The sequence below is a fragment of the Stenotrophomonas sp. SORGH_AS_0282 genome (assembly GCF_030818125.1).
Classification (GTDB): Bacteria; Pseudomonadota; Gammaproteobacteria; order Xanthomonadales; family Xanthomonadaceae; genus Stenotrophomonas; species Stenotrophomonas rhizophila_A.
The window spans coordinates 1,755,718-1,779,207 of the sequence record NZ_JAUTAB010000001.1 but is presented as its reverse complement, the minus strand read 5'-3'; the positions used below and the strand labels follow the sequence as shown (position 1 = coordinate 1,779,207).

Annotated in this window: 25 protein-coding genes and 9 tRNA genes; 16 read left to right on the top strand and 18 right to left on the bottom strand. The window is 66.3% G+C overall.

The features are described from left to right. Window positions 1-104: 104 nt before the first annotated feature. Entirely contained in the window at window positions 105-1,052 is a 948-nt protein-coding gene (locus tag QE395_RS07900) for a LysR family transcriptional regulator (RefSeq protein WP_306988359.1), read from the top strand. A gap of 23 nt (window positions 1,053-1,075) precedes the next feature. On the opposite strand, the gene QE395_RS07895 is transcribed toward QE395_RS07900, so the two are convergent. Continuing rightward, window positions 1,076-1,510: a hypothetical protein gene (locus QE395_RS07895; RefSeq protein ID WP_210130517.1), complete on the bottom strand. Its 435-nt coding sequence runs from the start codon at window positions 1,508-1,510 to the stop codon at window positions 1,076-1,078. A 73-nt stretch (window positions 1,511-1,583) separates the two neighbouring features. Here QE395_RS07895 and QE395_RS07890 point away from each other — a divergent pair, with 73 nt between their 5' ends. Next, window positions 1,584-2,708, top strand: a complete 1,125-nt coding sequence (locus QE395_RS07890) for a histidine kinase (protein ID WP_210130518.1) — start codon at window positions 1,584-1,586, stop codon at window positions 2,706-2,708. Then, window positions 2,705-3,484, top strand: coding sequence for a response regulator (locus QE395_RS07885; protein ID WP_184126899.1), 780 nt, complete (start codon window positions 2,705-2,707; stop codon window positions 3,482-3,484). The genes QE395_RS07890 and QE395_RS07885 overlap by 4 nt, the downstream gene beginning before the upstream one ends. A 14-nt stretch (window positions 3,485-3,498) precedes the next feature. Here the strand turns inward: QE395_RS07885 and map are convergent, their stop codons facing one another. The 8 genes from map to QE395_RS07845 all read right to left on the bottom strand — a co-directional run bounded on the left by map (window position 3,499) and on the right by QE395_RS07845 (window position 12,859). Beyond that, entirely contained in the window at window positions 3,499-4,269 is a 771-nt protein-coding gene (gene map / locus QE395_RS07880) for a type I methionyl aminopeptidase (protein ID WP_210130519.1), read from the bottom strand. Further along, on the bottom strand, window positions 4,266-4,478 hold the full coding sequence (locus QE395_RS07875; RefSeq protein ID WP_210130520.1) for a ParD-like family protein: 213 nt from the start codon (window positions 4,476-4,478) through the stop codon (window positions 4,266-4,268). Before QE395_RS07875 ends, map begins: the two co-directional genes overlap by 4 nt. A gap of 47 nt (window positions 4,479-4,525) precedes the next feature. Further along, complete coding sequence (locus tag QE395_RS07870) at window positions 4,526-5,428, bottom strand: cation transporter (protein ID WP_068852615.1); 903 nt, start codon at window positions 5,426-5,428, stop codon at window positions 4,526-4,528. A gap of 26 nt (window positions 5,429-5,454) precedes the next feature. Next, entirely contained in the window at window positions 5,455-7,743 is a 2,289-nt protein-coding gene (locus QE395_RS07865; RefSeq protein ID WP_210130521.1) for an Orn/Lys/Arg decarboxylase N-terminal domain-containing protein, read from the bottom strand. A gap of 21 nt (window positions 7,744-7,764) precedes the next feature. Continuing rightward, window positions 7,765-9,114, bottom strand: coding sequence for an arginine/agmatine antiporter (gene adiC, locus QE395_RS07860; RefSeq protein ID WP_306988353.1), 1,350 nt, complete (start codon window positions 9,112-9,114; stop codon window positions 7,765-7,767). Window positions 9,115-9,127: 13 nt separating this feature from the next. Continuing rightward, complete coding sequence (locus QE395_RS07855) at window positions 9,128-10,510, bottom strand: DcaP family trimeric outer membrane transporter (RefSeq protein ID WP_306990454.1); 1,383 nt, start codon at window positions 10,508-10,510, stop codon at window positions 9,128-9,130. A 360-nt stretch (window positions 10,511-10,870) separates the two neighbouring features. Then, window positions 10,871-11,704: a thiol:disulfide interchange protein DsbG gene (gene dsbG, locus QE395_RS07850; RefSeq protein WP_095362674.1), complete on the bottom strand. Its 834-nt coding sequence runs from the start codon at window positions 11,702-11,704 to the stop codon at window positions 10,871-10,873. A gap of 84 nt (window positions 11,705-11,788) precedes the next feature. Continuing rightward, window positions 11,789-12,859 (bottom strand): helix-turn-helix domain-containing protein, encoded by a 1,071-nt coding sequence (locus QE395_RS07845; protein WP_237334251.1) that lies wholly within the window; start codon window positions 12,857-12,859, stop codon window positions 11,789-11,791. 217 nt (window positions 12,860-13,076) lie between these two features. Between QE395_RS07845 and QE395_RS07840 the strand changes: the two genes are divergently transcribed. The 11 genes from QE395_RS07840 to QE395_RS07790 all read left to right on the top strand — a co-directional run bounded on the left by QE395_RS07840 (window position 13,077) and on the right by QE395_RS07790 (window position 18,005). Further along, on the top strand, window positions 13,077-13,475 hold the full coding sequence (locus QE395_RS07840) for a heavy metal-responsive transcriptional regulator (RefSeq protein WP_095362675.1): 399 nt from the start codon (window positions 13,077-13,079) through the stop codon (window positions 13,473-13,475). Beyond that, complete coding sequence (locus QE395_RS07835; RefSeq protein ID WP_306988350.1) at window positions 13,472-15,817, top strand: heavy metal translocating P-type ATPase; 2,346 nt, start codon at window positions 13,472-13,474, stop codon at window positions 15,815-15,817. The genes QE395_RS07840 and QE395_RS07835 overlap by 4 nt, the downstream gene beginning before the upstream one ends. A gap of 56 nt (window positions 15,818-15,873) precedes the next feature. Further along, a tRNA-Ala gene (locus tag QE395_RS07830) sits at window positions 15,874-15,949 on the top strand. Between the two features lie 54 nt (window positions 15,950-16,003). Continuing rightward, a tRNA-Glu gene (locus tag QE395_RS07825) sits at window positions 16,004-16,079 on the top strand. A 100-nt stretch (window positions 16,080-16,179) separates the two neighbouring features. Continuing rightward, window positions 16,180-16,255, top strand: a tRNA-Ala gene (locus QE395_RS07820). A 51-nt stretch (window positions 16,256-16,306) separates the two neighbouring features. Beyond that, a tRNA-Glu gene (locus tag QE395_RS07815) sits at window positions 16,307-16,382 on the top strand. Between the two features lie 63 nt (window positions 16,383-16,445). Continuing rightward, window positions 16,446-16,521: transfer RNA gene (locus tag QE395_RS07810), tRNA-Ala, on the top strand. Window positions 16,522-16,571: 50 nt separating this feature from the next. Continuing rightward, window positions 16,572-16,647 (top strand) — tRNA-Glu (locus QE395_RS07805). Window positions 16,648-16,755: 108 nt separating this feature from the next. Continuing rightward, window positions 16,756-16,831, top strand: a tRNA-Ala gene (locus QE395_RS07800). A gap of 56 nt (window positions 16,832-16,887) precedes the next feature. Continuing rightward, window positions 16,888-16,963, top strand: a tRNA-Glu gene (locus QE395_RS07795). Window positions 16,964-17,048: 85 nt separating this feature from the next. Continuing rightward, on the top strand, window positions 17,049-18,005 hold the full coding sequence (locus QE395_RS07790) for an SOS response-associated peptidase family protein (RefSeq protein ID WP_306988348.1): 957 nt from the start codon (window positions 17,049-17,051) through the stop codon (window positions 18,003-18,005). Here QE395_RS07790 and QE395_RS07785 read toward each other — a convergent pair. Further along, window positions 17,987-18,367 carry a response regulator gene (locus tag QE395_RS07785; RefSeq protein ID WP_093535930.1) on the bottom strand — a complete coding sequence of 127 codons (381 nt, stop codon included), beginning with the start codon at window positions 18,365-18,367 and terminating at the stop codon, window positions 17,987-17,989. The genes QE395_RS07790 and QE395_RS07785 overlap by 19 nt on opposite strands. Before the next feature lie 124 nt (window positions 18,368-18,491). On the opposite strand from QE395_RS07785, the gene QE395_RS07780 reads away from it, so the two are divergent. Then, window positions 18,492-18,578, top strand: a tRNA-Leu gene (locus QE395_RS07780). A gap of 103 nt (window positions 18,579-18,681) precedes the next feature. Here QE395_RS07780 and QE395_RS07775 read toward each other — a convergent pair. Beyond that, on the bottom strand, window positions 18,682-18,864 hold the full coding sequence (locus QE395_RS07775) for a hypothetical protein (RefSeq protein ID WP_306988345.1): 183 nt from the start codon (window positions 18,862-18,864) through the stop codon (window positions 18,682-18,684). 94 nt (window positions 18,865-18,958) lie between these two features. Between QE395_RS07775 and QE395_RS07770 the strand changes: the two genes are divergently transcribed. Continuing rightward, window positions 18,959-19,624, top strand: coding sequence for an SOS response-associated peptidase (locus tag QE395_RS07770; RefSeq protein WP_306988343.1), 666 nt, complete (start codon window positions 18,959-18,961; stop codon window positions 19,622-19,624). A gap of 47 nt (window positions 19,625-19,671) precedes the next feature. Here the strand turns inward: QE395_RS07770 and QE395_RS07765 are convergent, their stop codons facing one another. Genes QE395_RS07765 through QE395_RS07735 form a run of 7 tightly spaced genes read right to left on the bottom strand, consistent with a single transcriptional unit; the run spans window position 19,672 to window position 23,490 of the window. Further along, window positions 19,672-19,893, bottom strand: coding sequence for a hypothetical protein (locus QE395_RS07765; protein ID WP_306988341.1), 222 nt, complete (start codon window positions 19,891-19,893; stop codon window positions 19,672-19,674). Then, window positions 19,890-20,114, bottom strand: coding sequence for a hypothetical protein (locus QE395_RS07760; RefSeq protein WP_306988339.1), 225 nt, complete (start codon window positions 20,112-20,114; stop codon window positions 19,890-19,892). Before QE395_RS07760 ends, QE395_RS07765 begins: the two co-directional genes overlap by 4 nt. A 9-nt stretch (window positions 20,115-20,123) precedes the next feature. Further along, window positions 20,124-20,501 carry a hypothetical protein gene (locus QE395_RS07755; RefSeq protein ID WP_306988337.1) on the bottom strand — a complete coding sequence of 126 codons (378 nt, stop codon included), beginning with the start codon at window positions 20,499-20,501 and terminating at the stop codon, window positions 20,124-20,126. 41 nt (window positions 20,502-20,542) lie between these two features. Beyond that, window positions 20,543-21,721: a hypothetical protein gene (locus QE395_RS07750; RefSeq protein WP_306988335.1), complete on the bottom strand. Its 1,179-nt coding sequence runs from the start codon at window positions 21,719-21,721 to the stop codon at window positions 20,543-20,545. Further along, complete coding sequence (locus tag QE395_RS07745) at window positions 21,722-22,306, bottom strand: hypothetical protein (protein ID WP_306988332.1); 585 nt, start codon at window positions 22,304-22,306, stop codon at window positions 21,722-21,724. 3 nt (window positions 22,307-22,309) lie between these two features. After that, window positions 22,310-23,017, bottom strand: a complete 708-nt coding sequence (locus tag QE395_RS07740) for a hypothetical protein (protein ID WP_306988330.1) — start codon at window positions 23,015-23,017, stop codon at window positions 22,310-22,312. Then, window positions 23,017-23,490, bottom strand: coding sequence for a hypothetical protein (locus QE395_RS07735; protein WP_306988328.1), 474 nt, complete (start codon window positions 23,488-23,490; stop codon window positions 23,017-23,019). The genes QE395_RS07740 and QE395_RS07735 overlap by 1 nt, the downstream gene beginning before the upstream one ends.

The following is a 23,490-nucleotide window of genomic DNA, read 5'->3' as shown; positions in this document are numbered from 1 at the left end:
CAGAGGGGTTTTGCCCCGGGTGATGGGATATCTCCACGGTAGGCGCCCCGGCCCGGTCGATAAACGACCAACCTTGTCCATCACTGTTTGTAGAATCCAAACAATTGCCCGCAGGAGTGCCGATGGACCGTTTCGATGCCATGCAGGCCTTTGCCCGCGTCGTGGAGACAGGCAGCTTCACCCGGGCCGCGCAGACCCTGCACATGAGCCGCACCACGGTGACCCAGCTGGTGCAGCAGCTGGAAGCGCGGCTGCGGGTGCGCCTGCTCAACCGCACCACCCGCCAGGTCAATGTCACCGACGATGGCGCGGCGTACTACGAGCACGTCTCGCGGCTGCTCGCCAACCTGGACGACGCGGAAACCAGCCTCTCCAGCTTTGCCGCCAGCCCGCGCGGCCGGCTGCGGGTGGATGTGCCCGCGCCGCTGGCGCGGTTCCTGCTCGTCCCTGCCCTGCCCGGTTTCCACGCCCGCTATCCGGACATCCAGCTGGACCTGGGCGTCAGCGACCGCAATGTCGACCTGATCGATGAGAACGTGGACTGCGTGATCCGCGGCGGCGTGCTCACCGACCCCTCGCTGGTCGCGCGGCACATCGGCGACCTGCAGGCCGGGCTGTACGCCGCGCCGCAGTACCTGGCCACGGTTGGCATGCCCGACCACCCCAAGGCACTGGAAGCCGAACCCCATCGCATCGTCGGTTACCGGGGCTCGCGGCGTGCAGGCGCCATGCCCTACGCGCTGCGGCGTGGCGAAGAAACGCTGACCGTTCACGGCCGGCATCAGCTGGCGGTCGACGACGGCAACGCCTATCTGGCGGCCGGAGTAGCCGGGCTCGGCGTGCTCTGGCTGCCCGATTACGTTGCCGCCGCACACGCCGGGCGCGGCGAACTGCTACGCGTGCTCACCGACTGGCAGGTCAACCCGATGCCGCTGCACATCGCCTTCCGCCCCAACCGCCACGTCAGCGCCAAACTGCGCGTGTTCGTCGACTGGGTAGCGGCCCTGATGGCCGACCACGTACCGGTGATGCCACCGCAGCGGGATCGGTAGGCGCGGGCAACCGGACGCATGCATCACCGCAGCGGCGCGATCACCAGCGTATCGCCCTTGCATACGTTGACGTCGCGGTAGATCGCCGTGCGCCCGTTACGAAACTGCAGGCGCAGGTCGAAGCGGCAGCCGGCATCGCCCAGGCGCACCGTGGTGCTGCCCCCACCGCCGTCGATGGTGTCGATCGGGCGCTGCTCGAACGCGTCGCCGCCGGCGGTGGCCACCTCCAGCGTGGTGATGCTGTCATCGGCGCGGTTGAGCAGTGTCAGGTAACGCGGGGCGGCGGCATGCGTGGCCGTGGCGAAAAGCAGGCTGGTCAGGAAGGCAAGACGGATCGGGAACATCGCGGCAGCTCCGGCGGTTGGGTTCGCCGCCATCAGGCCGCTGGCCGCCCCGCGCACGCCACCGATCCGGGACGAATCGTCGTCCCGGCAGGACCAATCGTAATGGGCCCCCATGGCGCTTCTCCGGGCCCGCCCGCACGCCTAAGATGGCCCTGCCCCGCTGCGCCGGGCGTCCTGGATACCGGCCATGATGGTTCGCCTTGGCAGTACATCGATCAGCCTCGCCCGCTACCTGCTGCTGTGGACGGCCGTGGTGCTGGTGTTTGCCGTGCAGCATTCGCTCAGCGATGGGCTGCACGGCAACAGCTGGCCGTTCCTGGTGCACCTGCGCTGGGCGATGATCCAGTGGTACACGTGGGCGGCACTGGCACCGCTGGTGTTCCGCCTGGCCGAGCGCTATCCGCTGGATCCCCAGCGCCGCCTGCTTGGCCTGGGCAGGCAGGTCGTGGCCAGCCTGGCGGTGACCTTCGGCGCAATGCTCATCGGCGCAGCGGCCTCCGCGCTGTTCGAACCCAGCGGCTTCTTCGAACAGCTCGGGTACTTCCTGGCGCAGCATTTCGCCATCGGGCTGCTCACCTACTGGGCGCTGTTCGCGCTGCAGCAGGCATTGCACTTCCAGGCCGAAAAGGCGCGGCGCGAAATGGAAGCCAGCCGGCTGGCCACCGAACTGGCGCAATCGCGGCTGCTTGCGCTGAAATCCCAGCTGCAGCCACATTTCCTGTTCAACACGCTGCACGCCATCATCACCCTGCTGGACGAAGACACGGTCTCGGCCGAAGACATGCTGCTGCGCCTGAGCGAACTGCTGCGCGCCTTCCTGGAAGACTACGACGGCCAGGAGATTCCCCTGCGCCAGGAACTGGACCTGATCGAGCTGTACCTGGGCATCCAGCGCGTGCGCTTCAAGGACCGGCTGACCACCCGCACCTATATCGCCCCGGATACCCTCGACTGCGCCGTGCCCAGCCTGTTGCTGCAGCCGTTGGTGGAGAATGCGGTGCGCCACGGCATCGGGCAGCGCGTGGGCAGTGACGTGATCGAGATCGAAACGCGCCGCGACGGCGAGGTGCTGTGCATTGAAGTGCGCAACCGCAACAGCACGCTTGACGCCACGCCCGGCGCGCCCGCAGGCCATGGCATCGGCATGTCCAACACCCGGCTGCGCCTGAAGGAGCTGTACGGCGATGCCGCCGACGTGCGGCTGGACATCATCTGGCCCGAGGGCGTGGCCTGCCGTGTACGCCTGCCCTTCCGTACCCTGGAGGTGGAAGACGAAGCGCCGGAGTTCACGGCGGGAGTGGCGCCGGCATGACCCTGTCGGTGCTGGTGGTGGACGACGAGCCGCTGGCGCGCCGCGCGATCGTGCGCCTGCTGGCCGAGGACCCGGAGATCGAACTGCTGGGCGAATGCGGCGACGGCGTCTCCGCAGTGAACGCCATCCGCGAGCACTCGCCCGACCTGGTGTTCCTGGACATCCAGATGCCGGCGATCACCGGCCTGGACGTGGTGGCCACCATCGGCGCCGAGCGCATGCCGGCCACCGTGTTCGTCACCGCCTACGAGCAGTACGCGGTGAAGGCCTTCGAGGCCAATGCGGTGGATTACCTGGTCAAGCCGTTCAGCCGCGAACGCTTTGCCGCTACCCTGCAGCGCGCCCGGCAACGCCTTTCAACTGCCGCCGGCACCAGTGCGCAGACGGCCACGCAGATCCTGCAGGCACTGGACGCACTGCGCCAGCGCGAGGCCTACCTGCAGCGCATACCGGTACGGGTCGACGAACACGTGGTGCTGGTGGACGTGGACGAGATCGTCTGGATCAAGGCCGCACGCAACATCGCCGAGATCCACCTCGCCGGCCGCATGCACGAACACCGTGGCACCATGGCCGCCCTCGCCGCCCGGCTGGACCCGCGCCACTTTGCCCGCGTGCACCGATCGGCCATCGTCAACATCCGGCGGGTCAAGGCGATCCACCCGTGGTTCAACGGCCACCACGTCGTTACCCTGGACACCGGCCAGCAGCTGCGCATGAGCCGCTACCAGAACGAGGCGTTCCTCAAGCTCGTTTCCACCCGGGACACACCGTAGCGCCGGGCGTGGCGCTACGCCGTCGGGATGCGCTCGCCTTCGCGCAGGGTCAGCACTTCCACCCCGGTTTCCGTCACCAGCACCGTATGCTCCGCCTGCGCGGACAACTTCCCATCGCGGGTGGTCACGGTCCAGCCGTCCTCGCTCATGTCGATCGCCGCACGGCCCTGGTTGATCATCGGCTCGATGGTGAACGTCATGCCCGGCTCCAGCTCCACGCCGGTACCGCGCTTGCCGTAATGCAGCACCTGCGGGTCTTCGTGCATCTCGCGCCCGATGCCGTGCCCGCAGAACTCGCGCACCACGCTGTAGCCGTGCGCCTTGGCATGCTGCTGGATGGCGAAGCCGATATCGCCCAGCGTCGCCCCCGGGCGCACCACCGAGATGCCTTTCCACATGGCCTCGCGGGTCACCCGCACCAGCCGCTTCGCCTGGAAATCGACCTCGCCGATCAGGTAGGTCTTGCTGGAATCGGCGATGAAACCATCCTTCTCCAGCGTGATGTCCAGGTTGACGATGCTGCCGCCGCGCAGGATCTCGTCTGCCGAGGGCACGCCATGGCAGACCACATTGTCCACCGAGCTGTTGAGCACATAGGCAAACCCGTACTGGCCCTTGCTGGCCGGCCGCGCATGCAGTTCATCGACGATGAACCGCTCCACCCAGTCGTTCACCTGCAGGGTGCTCATGCCTTCCAGCGGCAAGCGGTCCAGTGCCTCGAACACCGAGGCCAACAACCGCCCCGATGCCCGCATCAGCGCCTGTTCCTCGAGCGTCTTGATCACGCGACCGCCACCCGCAGGGCACCGGGATCGACCCCGGCCGCGCGCAGTTCACGGTTGACGACCTCCTGGTAGCTCATGCCGGGGTTCATTTCGCAGAGCATGCCGACCTTGATCCAGAAGCCGGCCTGGGCGTTGATCGAGCGGCCGGACACGCCGCTGGCGCGGCGCAGGTTGTCGTGCAGTTCGTCGTCGATGTTGACGATGCCCATGGGATGCCTCGGTACGGAATATACGCATCATATACGGTACGTATATTTCAGGTCCAGGCAGGATCCGCGGTGAAATCGATGGTCAGCCAGAACTCGCTGCCACGGGCATCCAGCCGTTCGGCGATGTCATCGCGCAGCGCATCGACGCTGCCGATGGTGCCAATCACCGTGTCCGGGTGGGTGAGGATATGGATCTCCACGAAGCGCATCCGCCCCATCTTGGCCACGTGGCTGGTGAAACCGAGATAGCCGTGCTCGGCCACGAACTGCGTCATCACCGCCTGTACGCGCGCGTCCAGCGTATCGGGCGCCACCTGCAGCACCTCGCGCATCGCTTTCCACGCACCGCGCAGCGGCACCGGCAACACCGCCAGGCTGATGATCGCCAGCACCAGCGGATCCAGGAACGGAATCCAGTGCGCGTGGTCGCCGTCTTCCAGCAGCAGCGCCAGCGCAAAGGCCAGCACCACCGCCAGGCTCATCATGCCGCTGAGCAGCCAGGCGCGTACGTCCAGCCACAGCAGCGGCGAATGCAATCGCGCCGCATGCACGCGCACGAACGCGGCCATGCCCAGGTTGCTCACGCACAACAGGGTCGCCCACATCAACGCCGGCCCGGCGCGGATGACGTGCCCGCCGGTGGTGAGCCCGATGATCGAATTGGCCAACGCATAGATGCAGGCCAACGCCAGGATCGCCCCGCCCAGCGCTTCCACCATCGGCTCCAGGTGCCAATAGCCGTACTGGAACCGTGGGCTGCCCTCGCGCCCGAGCAGGCGCAGCACGGCCAGCGCCACCAGCGTGAGGGCTACATCGACCAGGCTGTATACCCCGTCGAACAGGATCGCCTGCGATCCCACCAGCAGGCCGCCGATGAAGCCGGTGGCGCTGACCGCCACCGTCACGCCAATCGAGAATTTGAGGATCCGCTGCTCGCGTGCTGTATCCATCGCCTGCCGAAGATCCTGGCCGCCGCTCAGGTCTTCAGCACCTCCACCTTGTAGCTCGGCACGTCGCCGTCACGGTCGATGATAAGCCCGTGCACGTCCGACTCGAAGCCCGGGAAGCGCGCGTTCTGCTCGCGGGCAATGCGCAGCGACTGGATGATCGGCTCATCCTGCGCGCCAAAGCGCTCGCCCGGCATGATGGTCGGAATGCCCGGCGGGTAAGGCACCAGCATGGTCCCGGCGACACGACCACTGATCGCTTCGATATCAACGCGCTCGATCTGGCCACGCACCAGGTGGTCGTAGGCCTCGGCCGGCGTCATCACGGGCTCGGGCAGGTCCACGTACATCGCACGCATCACCTGGGCTACCGCAAACTCGCGGTTGAAGGCATGCAGGGCCTCGCACAGGTCGCGCAACCCCCAGCCAGCGTAAGTCTGCGGGTAGTCCGCCGCCAGGTCGGGCAGCGCGCGGGTCAGCGGCGCGTTGTTGTCGAACAGTTCCTTGAAGGCCATCAGCTCGGTCACCAGCGTGCTCCACTTGCCCTTGGTGATGCCCATCGAGAACAGGAACAGCACCGAGTACAGGTTGGTCTTCTCCACCGTGATGCCGCGCGTCCACAGGAACCTGCTCAGCACGGCGGCGGGAATGCCCAGCTCGCCCAGGTCACCGTCGATGGACAGGCCCGGGGTCAGCAGGGTGACCTTGATCGGGTCGATCAGCACGTAGTCTTCGACCAGGCCATCGAACCCGTGCCAATGCGCATCGGGCTGCAGGTACCATTCCTCGCGCTTTGCCACCATCGGCGTTGGTGCATCGCCCTTGCCCAGCGAGCGTTCCAGCTTGTCCGGCTGCCACACGCTGAACCACCAGTCGTCGCGGCCCAGGTCCTCGCGTACGTGCAGCATGGCCCGACGGAAGGCGATCGCCTCGTCGTGCATTTCCTGCACCAGCGATTCACCGGCCGCGCCCTCCATCATCTTGGACGCCACGTCGCAGGCGGCAATCACCCCGTAATGCGGGCTGGTGGTGGTATGCATCATGAACGCTTCGTTGAAGCGTTCGGCATCCAGCTCGCGGGTCGCCGCGTTGCGCACGTGGATCATCGAGGCCTGCGAGAACGCGGCCAGCAGCTTGTGGGTGGAATGGGTGGTGAAGATGATCGCGTCCTGGCCGCGCGGCTTGCCCTTGGCCATGCCGTAGTGGTTTTCATAGAACGGATGGAAGGCCGCATAGGCGTACCAGGCCTCGTCGAAATGCAGGAAGTCCACCGCGCTGCCGATCTCGTCGGCGATCTTCTCGGCGTTGTAGCACAGCCCGTCATAGGTGGAATTGGTAACCACCGCGATCCGTGGCCTGGAGCCGGCGCGGAACGCTTTGGTGGCCAGCGGGTTGGCAGCGATGGCCTGCTGCAGCGCCTCGGGGGTGAACTGGTCCAGGCTGATCGGCCCGATGATGCCGTGCGCATTGCGGCTGGGGGTGAAGTACACCGGTACGCCGCCGGTCATGATCAGCGAATGCAGCAGCGACTTGTGGCAGTTGCGGTCGACGAACACCACGTCGCCCCGCCCCACCGTGCCATGCCAGACGATCTTGTTGGCGGTGGAGGTGCCATTGGTGACGAAGAAGGTGTGGTCGGCGCCGAAGTTGCGCGCAGCCTCGTTTTCCGCCTCCTTGATCGGCCCGCTGTGGTCGAGCAGCGAGCCCAGCTCAGGCACCGAAATCGACAGATCGCTGCGCAACGTGTTCTCACCGTAGAACTGATGGAACGCACGTCCCACCGGTGACTTGGTGAAGGCCACCCCACCGGCGTGGCCGGGGGTGTGCCAGGAGTAGTTGGATTCGGCGGTATGGTGGATGAGTGCCTTGAAGAACGGCGGCAGCAACTGCTGCATGTAGTCTTCGGCCGCGCGCATCACCTGGCGCGAGATGAAGCTCTTGGTGTCCTCGAACAGGAAGATGTAGCCGTGCACGTACTTGAGCAGCTTGCTCGGCACCTTCTCGATGGTGCGGCGCTCGCCGTACAGGAACACGGGCAACCCGCCGCGGCGTGCGCTCTGCTCGCGCAGGAACCCCAGCAGGCGCTGGAACTCACCGGGCTTGTCTTCGGTGCCATCAATCGAGATCAATACCGCCGAGGCCGCCACATAGGTCCGCGCACCGGCCTGGGCATCGGCCAGGGTCAGCCCGCACAGCACGCGCTGATCGTTGCCACGCAGCTCCTCGACCAGCGCGCGGATCAGGATGCCGCCGATGCGCGGGGACTCGTAGTCGTCGTCGATGACGATGATCGGGTAATCCAGAGACTTGAAATACACAGCATTTCTCCTGGGGGAAGGTCACGGAATCTTCGTGCTGGCGGGGGTGTCCAGCGGCGACAGCTGGCCGCGCTGGCGGCGCCGCTCCTCGCTGAAGAACGGGTAGAACACCGTGATGAACAGCACGAACAGGAAGGCGTACTGCACGATGCTGCCGGAGGAGCCGAAGATCGCCCACAGGCAGTACACGACGGTGATGCTGGTCAGGAACCAGAACGCGCCGGTGTGGACCAGGGTGTGCGAGCGTTCGACCACGAAGTAGCAGGCCACGCAGGAATAGATGTAGGGCAGCAGGGTCAATACCACCGCCGCCGACGTAATCACGTCGAACTGCGCCGAGGCGGTTTCCGACGTGGAGGTGAGCAGGACGGCCAGGGTCATCAGCACCGCCACGATCACTACGCCCTTGACCGGCACGTCATCCTTGTTGGTCTTGCTGAAGATGCTGGGGAACAGGCCATCGTCCGAGGCCGCCTTGGCGCTCTGCGCGGTCAGCAGGATCCAGCCGCCGAGCGAGCCGGCGGCGCCGACAAAGGCGCACAGGCTCACCAGCGCGCCGCCCCAGCCGCCCACCGCATTGGCGGCCGCCAGCGCGAACGGTGCATCGGAGACCTGCAGCTCGCCATTGGGCACCATGCCCATGATCACCGACGAGCTGGCGATGTACGCCACCGCAGCCAGGAACACCCCGGCCAGGGTGGCCCGCGCCACGTTCTTCTCCGGGTTTTCGACCACGCCGGCGGTGACCGAGGCCGACTCGACCCCGATGAAGGCCCACAACGTCAGAGCGGCCGCGCTGGAGATGGCGCCGAAGTTGGAGTCGCCCGAGACGTTGTAGGCGCCCTTGAAGATGGCCGGGTCGAAGAAGAACCAGCCGAAGATGGCAATGCCCAGGATCGGTACCAGCGCGAAGCTGGTGGTCACCGTCTGCAGGCGGCTGACGAAGGCCGGGCCGATCACGTTGGCGAAACTCAGCGCCCACACCAGCGCGAGCACGGCGATGCAGCGCGGTATCGGCTGCGACAGGATCGGGAAGAAGTAGCTGAAGTAGCCCACCGCCGCGATCGGGATGGCGACGTTGCCGATCCAGTTGGCGAACCAGTAGATGGTGTTGGTCTGGAACCCCATGTACGGCCCGAACCAGTCGCGTGCGTAGGCATAGGGGCCGCCCGCCATGGGCGCCAGCTTGCCCAGTTTGGCGAACACGAAGGCCAGCAGCAGTGCGCCGGCGGTGGTGACCAGCCAGCCCCAGATCGAGGCGGTGCCGATCTTGGCCAGGCTGGACGGCAGCAGGAACACGCCGGAGCCCATCATGTTGCCGGCCACCAGGAAGGTGGCGCCGACAACTCCGATTTTCTTCGCTTGCGCCATGACGGTCTCTCCGCTACTTGATGAAGTTGTATTGCAGGCTGCCCTGCACCCGCACCGTGTCGGCGCGTTGTCCGTCCTGCTGTTCCAGTTGCCCGTACAGCACTTCCATGCCCATCGTCCACGACGGCGCCGGGCTCCAGATCAGGTTGAACACCCCGTACCGGCTCTGGCGGAACGCATCGGCCGCGAGCGCGGCGTTGCGCGCCATCGTGAGCTGGCCGTAGATCAGGTTCGAGCGCCACAGCGGCGACCAGTAGTGCGTGTAACCCACGAAGCCGCCCTGCAGTGACAGCGCATGCAGGCGCCCGTCCTGGCCGATCACCGCATCCAGGTCCGAACCGGTGAGGTCGGCGGTATAGCGGCTCAGGCCTTTGCCGCCCAGCGCGCCGAACAGCAGCAGGTCCTGTTCGCCGACCGACGCCGAACCGCTGAGCTGGACGCCGCCGCCGAAGCGGCGGTCGTCGCGCTGGTCGCCGTCGTAGCCAAGGCTGCGCGCCACGCCACCCAGCTGCAGGTGGCCCCAGTCGCGCTCCAGGCGCGCGGTAACGGTCACGTCCGGCAGCCGGTTGGCGGCTACCGTTGCATCGGTGGTCCCCGCCAGCTGTGCGTCGGGATCTTCGGCCGCCACCGTCAACGTGTTGCCCTTGCCCATCGCGAAGCTGTGGTGAATGCCGGCCACCAGCAGGTAGCCGGCGCCGCCGGGACCGGCGAAGTCCAGCGTGTCGGGCAGGCTGTCGGCATCCATGAAGGTGGCGTAGCCATAGCCGGCGTAGGTGTTGCCGAGCTGCCCGTAGGCATGCCGCAGCCGGAACTGGTAGCCGTCACTGCTGCCGAAGAAGTCGTTCTCCAGGTAGAAGCGCAGGTTGCCGCGGCTGGTCGGGCGGCGTGCTTCGAAGCTGAAACGGGTCTGCTTGGCATGCAGGTTGAAGTTGGAGACATCGCGGTGAGCGCTGCCCACCGGAATGGTGGAGGTCACGAACTGATCCTCGTCCCCGGCCGCACGGGTATCCACGATCGCATCGAGCTTGGCATAGCCACCGATGCGGATCAGCGTGTCGGTATTGGGGATGGCCAGGAACCCTTTCAGTTCCGGATCGGTCGGGCCGGCCACACTGTCCGGCCGCGAGGCGGCCGATGACGGATCGGCCACTGAATCACGCGGCGGCAGGATGGCCTGGCCGGTGCCGGGCACCTGGGCGGTGGTTGCATGGGGAAGTGTGGCGGACGGCGTGATCGCCGTGGGCGCAACCGCGGTCACCTCGGGACGCTGCGCAGGCGCGCGGCCTTCTGCGGTTTCCAGCGCATCCAGGCGCTTTTCCATCGCCTCCAGCGTTTGTCGCAGGGTGCGGATGTCCTGGCGCAGGGCGTCGGCGGAATCCTGCGCATGCACCGGCATCGCGGAAAGCGCCAGGGCAGAGAACAGCAGCACGGCAGCGCAACGCATCACGTCCTCCCTGAACTGCAGACGATACTGCCGGTGTCGGCTGCGCTCACGCGCACGGCCGATAACGGCAACCCGGTACTGCTCCGCAGGAGAACGACGACCGCAGTAATTCCGGCGACATGTTGCAATCGCCATGCTGCCATCGGCAGTGCACCCGCGTGGGATTCCCTCCTCATCCCGGGTGACGCGCAGAAGCTGCGCACGCCAGCGCCCTGAGTAACAAGTCAGGAGTGAGTTTTTCGTGAAGTTTTACGTTGTCAAACGCCATGCGCGCAGTGTGGCTGCGCGCATGCGGGTCGACCTTGATTCAGATCAACGCGGGCCCATCACCTTTTCCATGTCCTCGCCCTGCGGCATGCCGGACACGCGTTGCACCATGCCCTGCGCATCATGGAACAGGATGCCGGGCGTGCCCTGGAAGCCCAGTTCCACCATCAACACCTGGTTGGCGTCGAGCTTGTTGGCAAGCGCCGGCGTGATCGTCGCGGCCGGCTTGATGCCACCCTTGCTGAAGTCATGTTCGTTCTGCAGGAACACCGCGCTTGGATTGGGCGCGCCCAGGATCGCGGCCGCCTTTGCCGGGCTGTCCTCGCGGATCACGCCCACCATGACGTGGCGCAGCTGCACCTTGCCGCTGTCCACCCACGGCCGCGCTGCTTCCCAGAAGCGATGGCAGTAGGGGCAGTTGGCGTCGCTGAAGGTGTACACCACGCGCGGGGCATCGGCGCGCCCATCGCGCACCCACGCACTGCCATCCAGCCGCTTCCAGATCCGGTCCGACATCGGCTTGGCCACCAGCTTTTCCAGCGGCGCCGCGCCGACATCCTCACCCTTCTCATTGAAGAGCGTGCCGACCATCACATTCTTGCCGTCGGCCGTTACGTAAGCCGCAGCGGGCTGCTGTCCGCCGACCACGCCAGCGAAGCCGCGCAGGCCGCCGGGTGCGTCGAATTCACCGATGACCTCGAAGCCCTGCTTCTCGATGCCCTGCAGCACGGCCGGCCGGTTGGCGCTCTTCGCGGATGCCGCTTGGGCCGTCGCCTTCGCGGTGGCGGGGCTTTGCTGGGCCTGGCTGCAGCCAGCGACTGCCAGCAGCAATGCAGCGCTCAGCACGGAGCCCAGCACGGGCGAGGTCTTCAACAACATGGCAACTCCTGGAATGCACGCGAACGGCGAATGGCCCACAGGGTAGACGCATCTGCCTGACCCTGCAGCCACTGGCGCAGCGGCTCAGGCCGCCGGGCGCAACGGTTCGCCCTGCAGCTGCGCAAGCGGGCTGCGGGGACGCTCGCGCCGTTGCGCGAAAATCTGCCGCCGGTAACGCGCCGGGGTCACTCCGACGATGCGCAGGAACAGCCGGCGGAAGGCGCTCTGGTCAGAGTACCCCACCGCCCACGACACCTCATCGACCGCACCACCGGCCTGCAGCAGCAGCTGCGCCTTTGCGATGCGCAGCCGCTGGCAGTAGGCAATCGGACGCAGGCCGGTGGCCTTCAGGAAGCGCCGCTGCAGCGTGCGCGGCTCCAGCCCTGCCGCGTCGCAGATGTCCTGCAGGGTGACGCCACGCGCTGCGATGCCGTGCAGCCAGCGCTGCGCCTTCAGGATGCCGCGGTCGCCATGGGCGAAGTTCGGACTGAAGCGCTCCAGGTCTTCCTGCACGCCGCGCGGAATGACCAGCTGCAGCTGCTGGATGGCCGCGCTCATCACGCTCTGCCCGTAGATCCGGGCCAGCAGCCGCAGGCTGAGGTATTTCCATGCATCCGGGCCGGAGGCGGTCAGCAGGTCGCCGTCGTCCACCAGCGCGCGCTCGCTCGGATGCCAGCCCGGCACCACCGCCGCCAGCGACGGGCAGCGCGACAGGTCGGGGACGCTGACCGAGCGCCCGGTCATGACCCCGGCCGAGGCCAACAGCAGCCCACCCTCTTCGCAGCCCGCCAGCAGGCTGCCCGCATCATGGCAGTCGCGCAGCCAGGTCAGCATGCGTTCGTCGGCCTGCATCAGCGGCCAGCTGGGCTCGTTACCCGGCACCACGATCACGGCCGGCGGGGTATCGCCGAACAGTTCGGCGCCGGCCACCCGCTGCATGCCATGCCCACGCGTGGACAGCGTCCAGCGGGTCACCAGCATGCGCGCGCCCGTGCGTTTACCCGCCGCAGCGGTGCGGTTGCAGCGCTGGGCAAGTTCGGACAGCACCGGTGCGGCAGCACGCAGGCTGCCCGGGTATTCGAGCACCGCGACTTCCATCAGGGTCGGGGACGTGGGCTTGTGGGTGGGCGATGAAGAGGGGGGAAGTGCTTCCATGGCGGCGCTCCTGGAACGGCTGCTGAGACCGCCAAACCCTGCTGGATCAAGGCCTGACGGCGATTCCAATGGAGCGTACGGAGCGCCCCCCACGGCAGCTATGAAACTAGTTGTAAATCCGGACCGGTAACGACATTGGAGGCCGCCGCAGCAAACCCTTGACTCTTGACCAGACTCCAGGGTCCACACTGTGCGCCTGCTCCCCAGAGAGGTCGCCGTGAACATTGGACAACTCGCACGCCAGGCTGGCGTGCCCATCGATACCGTGCGCTATTACGAGCGCCAGCATCTGCTGCCCACGGCCCAGCGCAGTGCCGGTGGCTACCGGGTCTTCAACGACACCGACCTGACCCGCCTGCGCTTCATCCGCCGCGCCAAGGCGCTGGGCTTTACCCTGGAGGAAATCGGCGAACTGCTCGCCCTTAGCGACCAGCGCGGCCAGGACATGGCCCAGGTTCGCGAGGCGGCAGTGCTGAAGCTGCAGGACATCGAACAGCGCGTCGCCGAGCTGCAGCGCATGCATGCCGCGCTGGAGCAGCTGGTCGATGCCTGCCCCGGCCATGGCGGCCTGGAACAATGCCCGATCCTGGGTGCACTGGCGGAGCCCCACCGATGACCGCGCCCAAAGGCAGCTGCTGCGCCGCGCACGGCGGTGGCGCCCCGGCGGGCAACACGGTCAAGGACCTGGTCTGCGGCATGGACGTGAACCCGGACACCACCGCGCACCACGCCCGGCATGCCGGCAGCGACTACCACTTCTGCAGCGACGGCTGCCGGCGGAAATTCATCGCCGCGCCGCAGCGCTATCTCGACCCTGCCTCGCACATCGCCGAACCGGTACCGGCCGGCACGCTCTACACCTGCCCGATGGATCCAGAGATCGTGCAGGAAGGGCCCGGCACCTGCCCCATCTGCGGCATGGCGCTGGAACCGATGATGCCCAGCCTGGAAGAGGGCGAAAACCCGGAGCTCACCGACTTCCGCCGGCGCTTCTGGTGGAGCCTGCCGCTGAGCATCGCCACCCCGGCGCTGGCAATGCTGGCCATGACCCCGCTGCTGCACGGCGTGCCGCCGGGCGTGCGGGTGTGGATCGAGCTGGTGCTGGCCACGCCGGTGGTGCTGTGGGCAGGCTGGCCGTTCGTGCAGCGCTGGGCGCAGTCGATCCGCAACCGCAGCCCGAACATGTGGACCCTGATCGGCACCGGTGTGCTGGCCGCGTATGGCTACAGCGTGGTGGCAACGATTGCGCCCGGGCTTTTCCCGCCGTCGTTCCAGCAGCACGGCCACGTGGGCGTGTACTTCGAAGCGGCGGCGATCATCATCTCGCTCACCCTGCTCGGCCAGCTGATGGAGCTGCGCGCCCGCGCCCAGACGTCGGCGGCGATCAAGGCCTTGCTGGGGCTGGCACCGAAAACCGCGCGGGTACTGCGCGAGGACGGCCACGAGGAAGACGTGGACATCACTGCACTCCAACCCGGCGACCGCCTGCGGGTGCGGCCGGGCGAGAAAGTACCGGTGGATGGCAGCGTGCTGGAGGGTCGTTCCACGGTGGACGAATCGATGCTGACCGGCGAACCGGTGCCGGTGGCCAAGACCGTGGGCGATACCGTCATCGGCGCGACCCTCAACGGCACCGGCAGCCTGGTGATCCGTGCCGAGCGGCTGGGCGAAGACAGCATGCTGGCGCAGATCGTGCAGCTGGTGGCGCAGGCGCAGCGTTCGCGCGCGCCGATGCAGCGGATGGCCGACAAGGTCGCCTACTGGTTCGTGCTGGCGGTACTGGGCGCGGCGATGCTGACCTTCTTCGGCTGGGGCCTGTTCGGACCGGACCCGTCGTGGACGCATGCGGTGCTCAGCGCGGTGGCGGTGTTGATCATTGCCTGCCCCTGCGCTCTTGGCCTGGCCACGCCGATGACCATCATGGTCGCCACCGGACGCGCCGCGCAGCATGGCGTGCTGTTCCGCGACGCCGAGGCCATCGAAGCGCTGCGCAGCGTGGATACGCTGGTGGTGGACAAGACCGGCACGCTCACCGAAGGCCGGCCCGCCTTCCGCGACGTAAAGCCGGTGCCCGGATTCGCGGCCGACGACGTGCTGCACCGGGCGGCCAGCCTGGACCAGGGCAGCGAACACCCGCTGGCCGCAGCGATCGTCGCCGAAGCGCGCCGTCGAGGCCGCCCACTCGCATCGGTGGAGGACTTCGACTCGCTCACCGGCCTTGGCGTGCGTGGCACGGTTGAAGGCAGGACACTGCTGCTCGGCAACGCCGCGCTGATGGCCGACCACCACATCTCCCTGCAGCTCCTGCACGCCGATGCCAAGCAATTGCGCGAGGCGGCGGCCAGCGTGATGTTCCTGGCCGTCGACGGCACCCTGGCCGGGCTGATTGCAGTAGCCGACCCCATCAAGGCGTCCACCGCCGAAGCCATCGCACAGCTGCACCGCGATGGCCTGCGCATCGTGATGGCGACCGGCGACGGCACCGCCACGGCGGAAGCCGTAGCGCGCGAGCTGGGCCTGGACGAGGTGCACGGTGAAATGCGCCCGGCGGACAAGGCCGAACTGATCCGCGCGCTGCAGGCACAGGGCCGCACGGTGGCCATGGCCGGCGATGGCATCAACGATGCGCCTGCATTGGCAAGCGCCAATGTCGGCATCGCGATGGGCAACGGCACGGACGTGGCGATGTCCAGCGCACAGGTCACGCTGGTCAAGGGCGACCTGCGCGGGATCCTGCGGGCACGCCAGCTGTCGTCCGCAAGTGTGCGCAACATGCGGCAGAACCTGGGCTTCGCGTTCCTCTACAACGGCCTGGGCATTCCGGTGGCGGCAGGTGTGCTGTATCCACTGGGCATCACGATGTCGCCGATGCTGGCGGCGGTGGCGATGAGCCTCAGTTCGGTGTCGGTGATCAGCAATGCATTGCGTCTTCGCCATCAACGATTGCCAACGTCATGACAGTTTTTTCTTGCCAATCGAAAACAGCATCGCTATGATCTCGCTCCTCACGACGTGGGGCCATAGCTCAGCTGGGAGAGCGCCTGCATGGCATGCAGGAGGTCGGCGGTTCGATCCCGCCTGGCTCCACCACTCCGGACCTTAGGCCGTTCGGAAGGTAGTGAACACAATTCGAGTTTTTCGTGCGTCCCCATCGTCTAGAGGCCTAGGACATCACCCTTTCACGGTGGCGACCGGGGTTCGAATCCCCGTGGGGACGCCAGTTACAAAACAAAAAGCCCTGACTTCGGTCGGGGCTTTTTGTTTGCAAAAACACTTGGCGAATCGTCTTCACACGCGTAGAATTCCGCCTCCAGCATCGTGGGGCCATAGCTCAGCTGGGAGAGCGCCTGCATGGCATGCAGGAGGTCGGCGGTTCGATCCCGCCTGGCTCCACCACTCCGGACCTTAGGCCGTTCGGAGGTGTTGGAAACATTGATGAGTTCATGCGTCCCCATCGTCTAGAGGCCTAGGACATCACCCTTTCACGGTGGCGACCGGGGTTCGAATCCCCGTGGGGACGCCACTCATCAACAGCTGGCCATTCAGGCAAATCAACGCTAGAATGTCGGGCTGGTAGCAACAACGTGGGGCCATAGCTCAGCTGGGAGAGCGCCTGCATGGCATGCAGGAGGTCGGCGGTTCGATCCCGCCTGGCTCCACCACTTCTCCGGACATAGGCCGTCCGACAGAAGCAAAATTCAAAGTTTCGTGCGTCCCCATCGTCTAGAGGCCTAGGACATCACCCTTTCACGGTGGCGACCGGGGTTCGAATCCCCGTGGGGACGCCAATCAAACGCAGAAAACCCCGGCAATGCCGGGGTTTTTTGTATCCGTCGAAAAAAGTGTTTCCCTTTTCGGAAAACACCGATATGATAGGCGGCTCGCAGCATCAACGTGGGGCCATAGCTCAGCTGGGAGAGCGCCTGCATGGCATGCAGGAGGTCGGCGGTTCGATCCCGCCTGGCTCCACCAACATCCGGTCATTAGGCCGATCGGATGGATGCAGCATTAAATTCAGGTTTTCGTGCGTCCCCATCGTCTAGAGGCCTAGGACATCACCCTTTCACGGTGGCGACCGGGGTTCGAATCCCCGTGGGGACGCCAATACAACGCAGAAAGCCCCGGCAATGCCGGGGCTTTTTGTTTGGTAGCGTATCAACCCACAGTTGATACCCTCCGGTCCAGGCCCATGTGCTATTCCGCCCAGATCCGCGCCGACTACAGCAAGCTGGTTCGCGAGTTCGGCGCCGCCATTTCGCTGGACGAGTTCGCCCAGCTCTACGCCCATGACGCCGGCAAGCAACGCCCCAAGACCCCCAAGGCCATGGACGACGGCTTTGCCGGTGCGCGCACCGCGCAGGGCCAGGATATCGTGGCGAAGATCCAGCAATGGCATGCCGAAGAAATGCAGGCGCTGGACGAGGAAATCCGCGTCCAGTCCGCACGCCGGAAGCAGGCCGAAGAAAGCCTGGCGCACCGCCCCACCCAGAAGGCCCGCAATGACATCCGCATTGCCGGCAACCGCGTTGACCGCGCCCAGGCACGCCTGGCGGACCTGCACCGCACCGGCCTGCTGCCGCGCGACAGCCGCATCTTTCCCGGCGTATACGCCCCGGTGATCGTGTCCGAACAGGGCCAACGCGTGATCAAGCCGATGCGCTACCAGTGCCGCCTGCCCGACAAGCCCGCACGCAACGACGCGCTCTATCCGGGCACCTACAACGCCCGCCGCGACAGCCTCGAGGCTTACTGGAAGAACGCGTTCGGCCACCACCACGGCGTCGTCGTCGTGCAATCGTTCTACGAACACGTGCCCCGCCATGCGCTGGAACAGCGCAGCCTGGCGCCGGGCGAGAATCCACGGAACGTGGTGCTCGAATTCCGCCCGCAGCCACCGCGCGACCTGTTGATCGCCTGCCTCTGGTCGGAATGGGAAGGCCCCGAAGGCCGCCTGCTCTCGTTCGCCGCCATCACCGACGCCCCCCCGCGCGACGTGGCCGCGGCCGGGCATGACCGCTGCATCGTGCCGATCCGCCGTGAAAACCTGGATGCGTGGCTGAATCCAGATCCGCAGGACCTGGCCGCGTTGTACCGCATCCTGGACGACCGCGAGCCGGTCGAGCTGGATTACGCCGAGGCGGCGTGATCCTGCAGCGCAGCGGTCAGCGCCTGGTTCAACTCAGCGGTCAGATAGGGCTTGGTCAGCACCCTGCCCGCGCGGAACGCTTCGGGCAGCTGGAAATGCGCCATGCCGGTGGCCACCACGAAAGGAATGCCAAGCGTGGTCAGCGCATCGGCGACCGGGTCGCTGGTCTCGTGGTTGGCCAGGCGGTAATCCAGCAGAACGATCTGCGGCGCAGCCTCCTCGATCAGGTGCAGTGCCTCGGCCACCGACGACGCCGGCCCGACCATCACCGCACCCGCGTGCATCAGCTGCATCTCGAGCAACGACGCGCTCATCGCGTCGTTTTCCACCACCAGTACCCGCAGACCCTGCAACGCGCTCATCGCTGCTCCCTGTATCGTTCAGCGCAATGAGTATAACGTCGCGGAAAAATGAAGGTCCGGGGTCGACTGAACGATTCAGACCTCCCCAATCCGGCCGGGTTTGTATACACTACGCGGCCAGCCAGCCGAAGTGGCGGAATCGGTAGACGCAGCGGACTCAAAATCCGCCGCCCTTAAAAGCGTGTGGGTTCGAGTCCCACCTTCGGCACCAATGGTTTGCGGGGTTTTCGAGTGGTGGTTTTCGCTCCGCAATAAACGACCCGCTCCGCAATTCGATCAGGCCTCGCTCACGCGGGGCCTTTTTCGTTGGCGGCTCAGTTGCTCTTCTCCCACCACTTTCCACGCCCCCTGCCCTTGCGCCGGGCGGACTCTTTGAGCGACGCGGCGCGCTGCTCTTCGGGGGTGCGGCTGTCGGGCAGCAGCAGGTGCCCCAGTGTGGGCTGGAGCTTCGTGGGGTCCGGGCGGTCGGCCGGCGCGGGCTTGTCTGGGGTGTCCATGCGGCCACGATACGCCCGGCCCGGCTCAGGGCATGAGAAAGCCGGTCAACGCCGCGCGAACGGTGCCGGCTCCCGGCTGGAGTATGGTCAGGCCATGTGCGGCCGATTCGTCCAGACCCCGATCCGAGACGCCGCCAGCCCGGGCTTCCCCCAGCTGGTGGGCGACCTGCTGTCCCTGCCTGCCAGCTACAACCTGGCGCCGACGCAGCGCGCCGCGGTGCTTCTGGACCGCGGCGACGGCCTGCAGGTGCAGCGCCTGGCTTGGGGCCTCCTGCCATTCTGGGCCAAGGCGAAGAGCCTGCAGGGCTCGACCATCAATGCCCGCATCGAGACGGTGGCCACCAAGCCGGCGTTCCGCAGCGCGTTCAAGGCGCGGCGCTGCCTGATTCCGATGGCCGGCTACTACGAGTGGTCGGTGAACCCAGACGACGGGAAGAAGGACCCGTGGTTCATCCATGCCGCCACGCCACTGTGGGCTGCCGGCCTGTGGGAGGACTCCAGCAAGCTGCTCGGCGATGACAACCTGGGCACCTTCACCGTCATCACCGGGGACAGCAGCGGCGTGTCGGCTGACATCCACGACCGCATGCCGGTTTGGCTCAACCCGGGCCAGGCCGAGGAATGGATGAAGGCCGACGCCGACGGCGCCATGGCGATGCTGCTGGCCAGCGAGCCGCCGGCGATGGAAGCCTACCGCGTGAGCCGCGCGGTCAACACCCCGCGCAACAACACCGAGCAGCTGCTCGAGGCCGTCGCATAGCCTGAGCCATTCAAGCGACGGCCGCTGGCCGAGGCATCCACGGTTTACTACTCGCTCGCCTCGACCAGGCTCATGTCGTAGTAGCCGCCCAGCTCGTAGCTGGCCGCATCAGCCTGCGTCACCGCGATGTTGATGCTGCTCGAGTACATGCCAGGGCTTGGCGCGCCAGGCTCTTCAATCACCCCGGTGAAGATGAGCTGCGTGTTCCTGGCATCGGGCAAAGCCCCGAAGCTCTCGGAGGTCTGGCGGCTGATGAGCTGAAACTTCATGGGACGTTCTCCACGATGTCGAAGGGTTGGCACTGCTGCAGCTCGGCGATCAGGCCCGCAACCTGATTGTACGGCTGCGCCGACAGGAAATTGACGACCGCATTTGCGAGCGGTAGCGGCACAGCAATTACCTTGGCCTGCACCTGCTGCTGCGTGACTGCTGCGGCCGTTTCAGGGTTGCTCGGCGCTGGCCGTTGTAGCGTGTCTTGCGGGCTTTTCATTTGGCGCTCCTAGTGAGTGAGGGTGACGGTCCAGTCGAAAATCGTCGTCTGTCCGGTGACGTTGTCGATCGCGGTTGTGCGGTACGCCGTGACGTAGCTTTGGCCGGCGCTCATTACCACGGATGCGTAAACGGAGAGACTGTTCGGGTTGATAAGGGTGAGCCCGGTGGAGCCGGAGAGGTAAACGGTGTTGTAGCTGTAATTCCCGGAGCCCCCACTTATAGACAGCCCCGGTCCTGCAGAGTTGGAAGCGGACCCTGGGCCCACGATATGGTTGCTGGGTGCGGCGTTGCCACTGAGCACCAAGTTGCTGGCGAAGACCCATCCCCCACCTTGCCGGCGCCGCACCACGCGTGCTGCAAAGCCTGAGCCGATGCGCGCGTACACAGTCGACCCGATCCAGGTCCCACCAGAGCGTCGGTAAATTGTCATGTGATCCAGACATCGCCATCAGATGCTGCCGCGCCAGGGTCGCCGCCGCCGACAAAGATGCGTGGCACGCGCACGTAGCCGGCGGCGTTGGCCCACAAAAGATTGAGGGTGGTGTTGCAGTAGACGACGCCGGTATGCAGCATGTCGCCGTCCACACGCCAGCCGATGATCCCGTCTTCCGGCACCAAACTGATGCGGTCGGCGCCGGCGCCGGCGTAGCCAATGTAGCCGGCTCGCTGCCCGGTGCTGCGATAGAACGAGAGATACCCGGTACGACCCGCTTCGGCGATGCTGAGTCGGGCGCGCCCGGTATTTGGTGTAACACCGCCAGCGTCGATGTTGCTGGTGGTGTATATCTCGCCACTGCCGTTGATCTGCACGCGGTCACCGGCCCCCGACGCCCACAGGCGCGCTACGCCGGCCGTGGCGTACCAGTCCCACTTGTTGGCGCTATTAGAGCGGTCTTGAAAAGAAAATGACGCCCCCGATCCAGTGGTCGAAATAGCGCCGCCGGAAACGATGGACCCAACGGCAGTCAGCGCGCCAGAAAAAGTCGCTTGCGCTACCCCGCCGGCCACCGGGGTCTTGAAATTGTAGACGGTGGTGGGCGTTCCGCCCGCCGTGTCGTAGGAGTACAGCGCGAAGGAGCCATCGGCCTCCATTACGTCGAGCCATCGGGTAATCCCGTTGTTCCAGCCGCGCGCCACATGGCCGGTCTGAGTGCCGAAAGCGCCGTTGTAGGCTTGGTAGGAGGTCGCCTTTACATACCCGGTAAAAGCCGCCGGACCGCCGCCCCCGAAAGCGTAGTCGGTAGCGCCGAAATTCATCGTCTTGAGCACAGCGGCGTTGGCATCGACTGCGTCCAGGCGGATCGCCGACCCGCTGTTGGTCATGCGCAGTTTGTCGGCCGTGTTGGCAGCCCCACCCCCGAAATACACGACCTCGCGGGCGGCGAACGAACTGGTGCTGACCACCGGACCGGTAAGGTTGCCGCCCGCAGTGGGCAGGTAATCACCGGCGTTCTGCGTGGCTATCGTGCCCAGCCCAAGATTCACCCTCGCCTGCGCGGCGGTGGTTGCGCCCGTGCCCCCCATTGCCACGCCCAAAGTGTCGCCAGCCGGCAGCATGCGCAGCCTGCCATTGGCGCTCAGAATCAGGGGGCGGCGATCTGCCACTCAGGCCACCGTGACGGCGTTGGACTTCTCGAAATCCACCTCGGTGGAGCTGATCGCATCACCGAGCCATTGCACGACATTGCCGGCAGTCGAGGGAGCCGCGGCAGTGAACTGTCCGGGGGTGGTCGACAGGTACTGCCGCGCACCAGGCGTCAGGCCGCTCAGCCCGCTCACACGCCCCTCGAAGTAGACCGCCGCGGTAGCGCCGGAGGCCACTGCTGCCTTCACGAAGCCAGTGGCTTCCTTGCCTTCGGCCGTGGCGTCAGCGTTGCGCGCCTTCACCGTGCCAGCATCGTTCCAGACGTTGACCAGGGCATTGGCAGCCAAGGCTTCCGAGGCGGGCATGTTCTTGACGTCTGCGCCGATTCCGGTGGGCATGATCGAGGGGTCAAGTGTGCCATCCGGCAGCGTCATGACCACCTTGCTGTTCCCCGTGGTGCCGGCGTTGATCACGGTCGGATCCAGTACGCCGCTGGCATTGGTGCTGGGCACCTTCTCGGCGTCCGCAGCGCCGGCAGAAGTGACGATCGTTGCAATCATCCGGATGCGGCCAGCGATGTTGGCTAGAAAGCGGGGGGCGGCCATGGTTCAGTCCTCGAGGTAGATGGGGGTTTCGATGCGGATGCGCGCAGAGGTGGTGCCGGTGGCAAATCCCACCACCAGCGAGAACTCGGCCTCTCCGAGGCTGGGCGATGTCTGCGTCATCAGGCCGTCGGCCGCCAGGTACAGCGGCAGCAGCGGGGTCCAGTTCCACGATGGTTCGGTCACCTCGGCGTCCGTGACGTACGGCACCTCAGTACCCGCTGCGGCGGCGCCGGTGGTCATCCCCAGCACGTCATCGGCATGGGCCTCGATCGAGGCTGAGGCGTACCCGGCGGTGGTCGGACCAGTGGCGCGGATGATTCGGTGCCCGGAGAGCGCCGCGTCAGCGGTCTTCGTCAGCGGGGTGAGCCCAATCACCGGATCCCCATCGTCACCATCACCGTTCTCGATGGTGATGCCCGGGCCTGCCTGAAACGTCCGTAGCAACCACTCGCCGCTGGGCCGCCGGATCGCGAACCCAGCCCCTACCAACGCAGCGAGCCGCTGGATGTTCGCCGGGATCTCACGGATCAGCTTCCAGACCGTCGCGATCGCGCCGCCCTGCTGCTGGGGCGGGTTGATGATGTCCGAAGCCTTCAGCAGCTTGCCGTCGGCGCCGTACAGGTTTTTGCCCAGGGTCGCGCCGGCGTTGCCGTCATCGAGCCGGACCACTCGACCCAGCTGATCCTTGAGCTTGAGCTTCTTGTCGGCCATCAACCGCTCCCAGCCCGATCCGCAGCAATTACGACTTGGCAGGCACGGAGCTGGTCGTCGGCGTCTCGACCTGCTCGAACAACAGCTCCCGCAAACTCTTCTCGGCGCTGGGCTGCCGCATCACGTTCGCTGGCGCCGGTGACGGCTTCGGACAGGCGTTGGGTTTCACAGCTTGCCCACCCATCGCGCAACCGGAGGCGGTCAGCACGCAGGTCAGCCACAACAGCATCAGGGACGGTCGTTGCCGCAGCGCGGTCTTCTTCATGCTTCGCTCCAATGGCGGCCATGGTCTCGGCCTGGGAATGCTCGGTGGCGCGCACGTCGTTGACCTGCTGCACCTGGGCGGCGCTGGCGCTGGCCTCCTGCCGGGCATCTTTGCCCTCGGCGCGATCGCCGCGCCACGCCCAGCCGGCGCCGAACATGGCAGCGGACCAGGCGACGAAAACCAGCACCGCAATGGCCGTCCTGTTCAC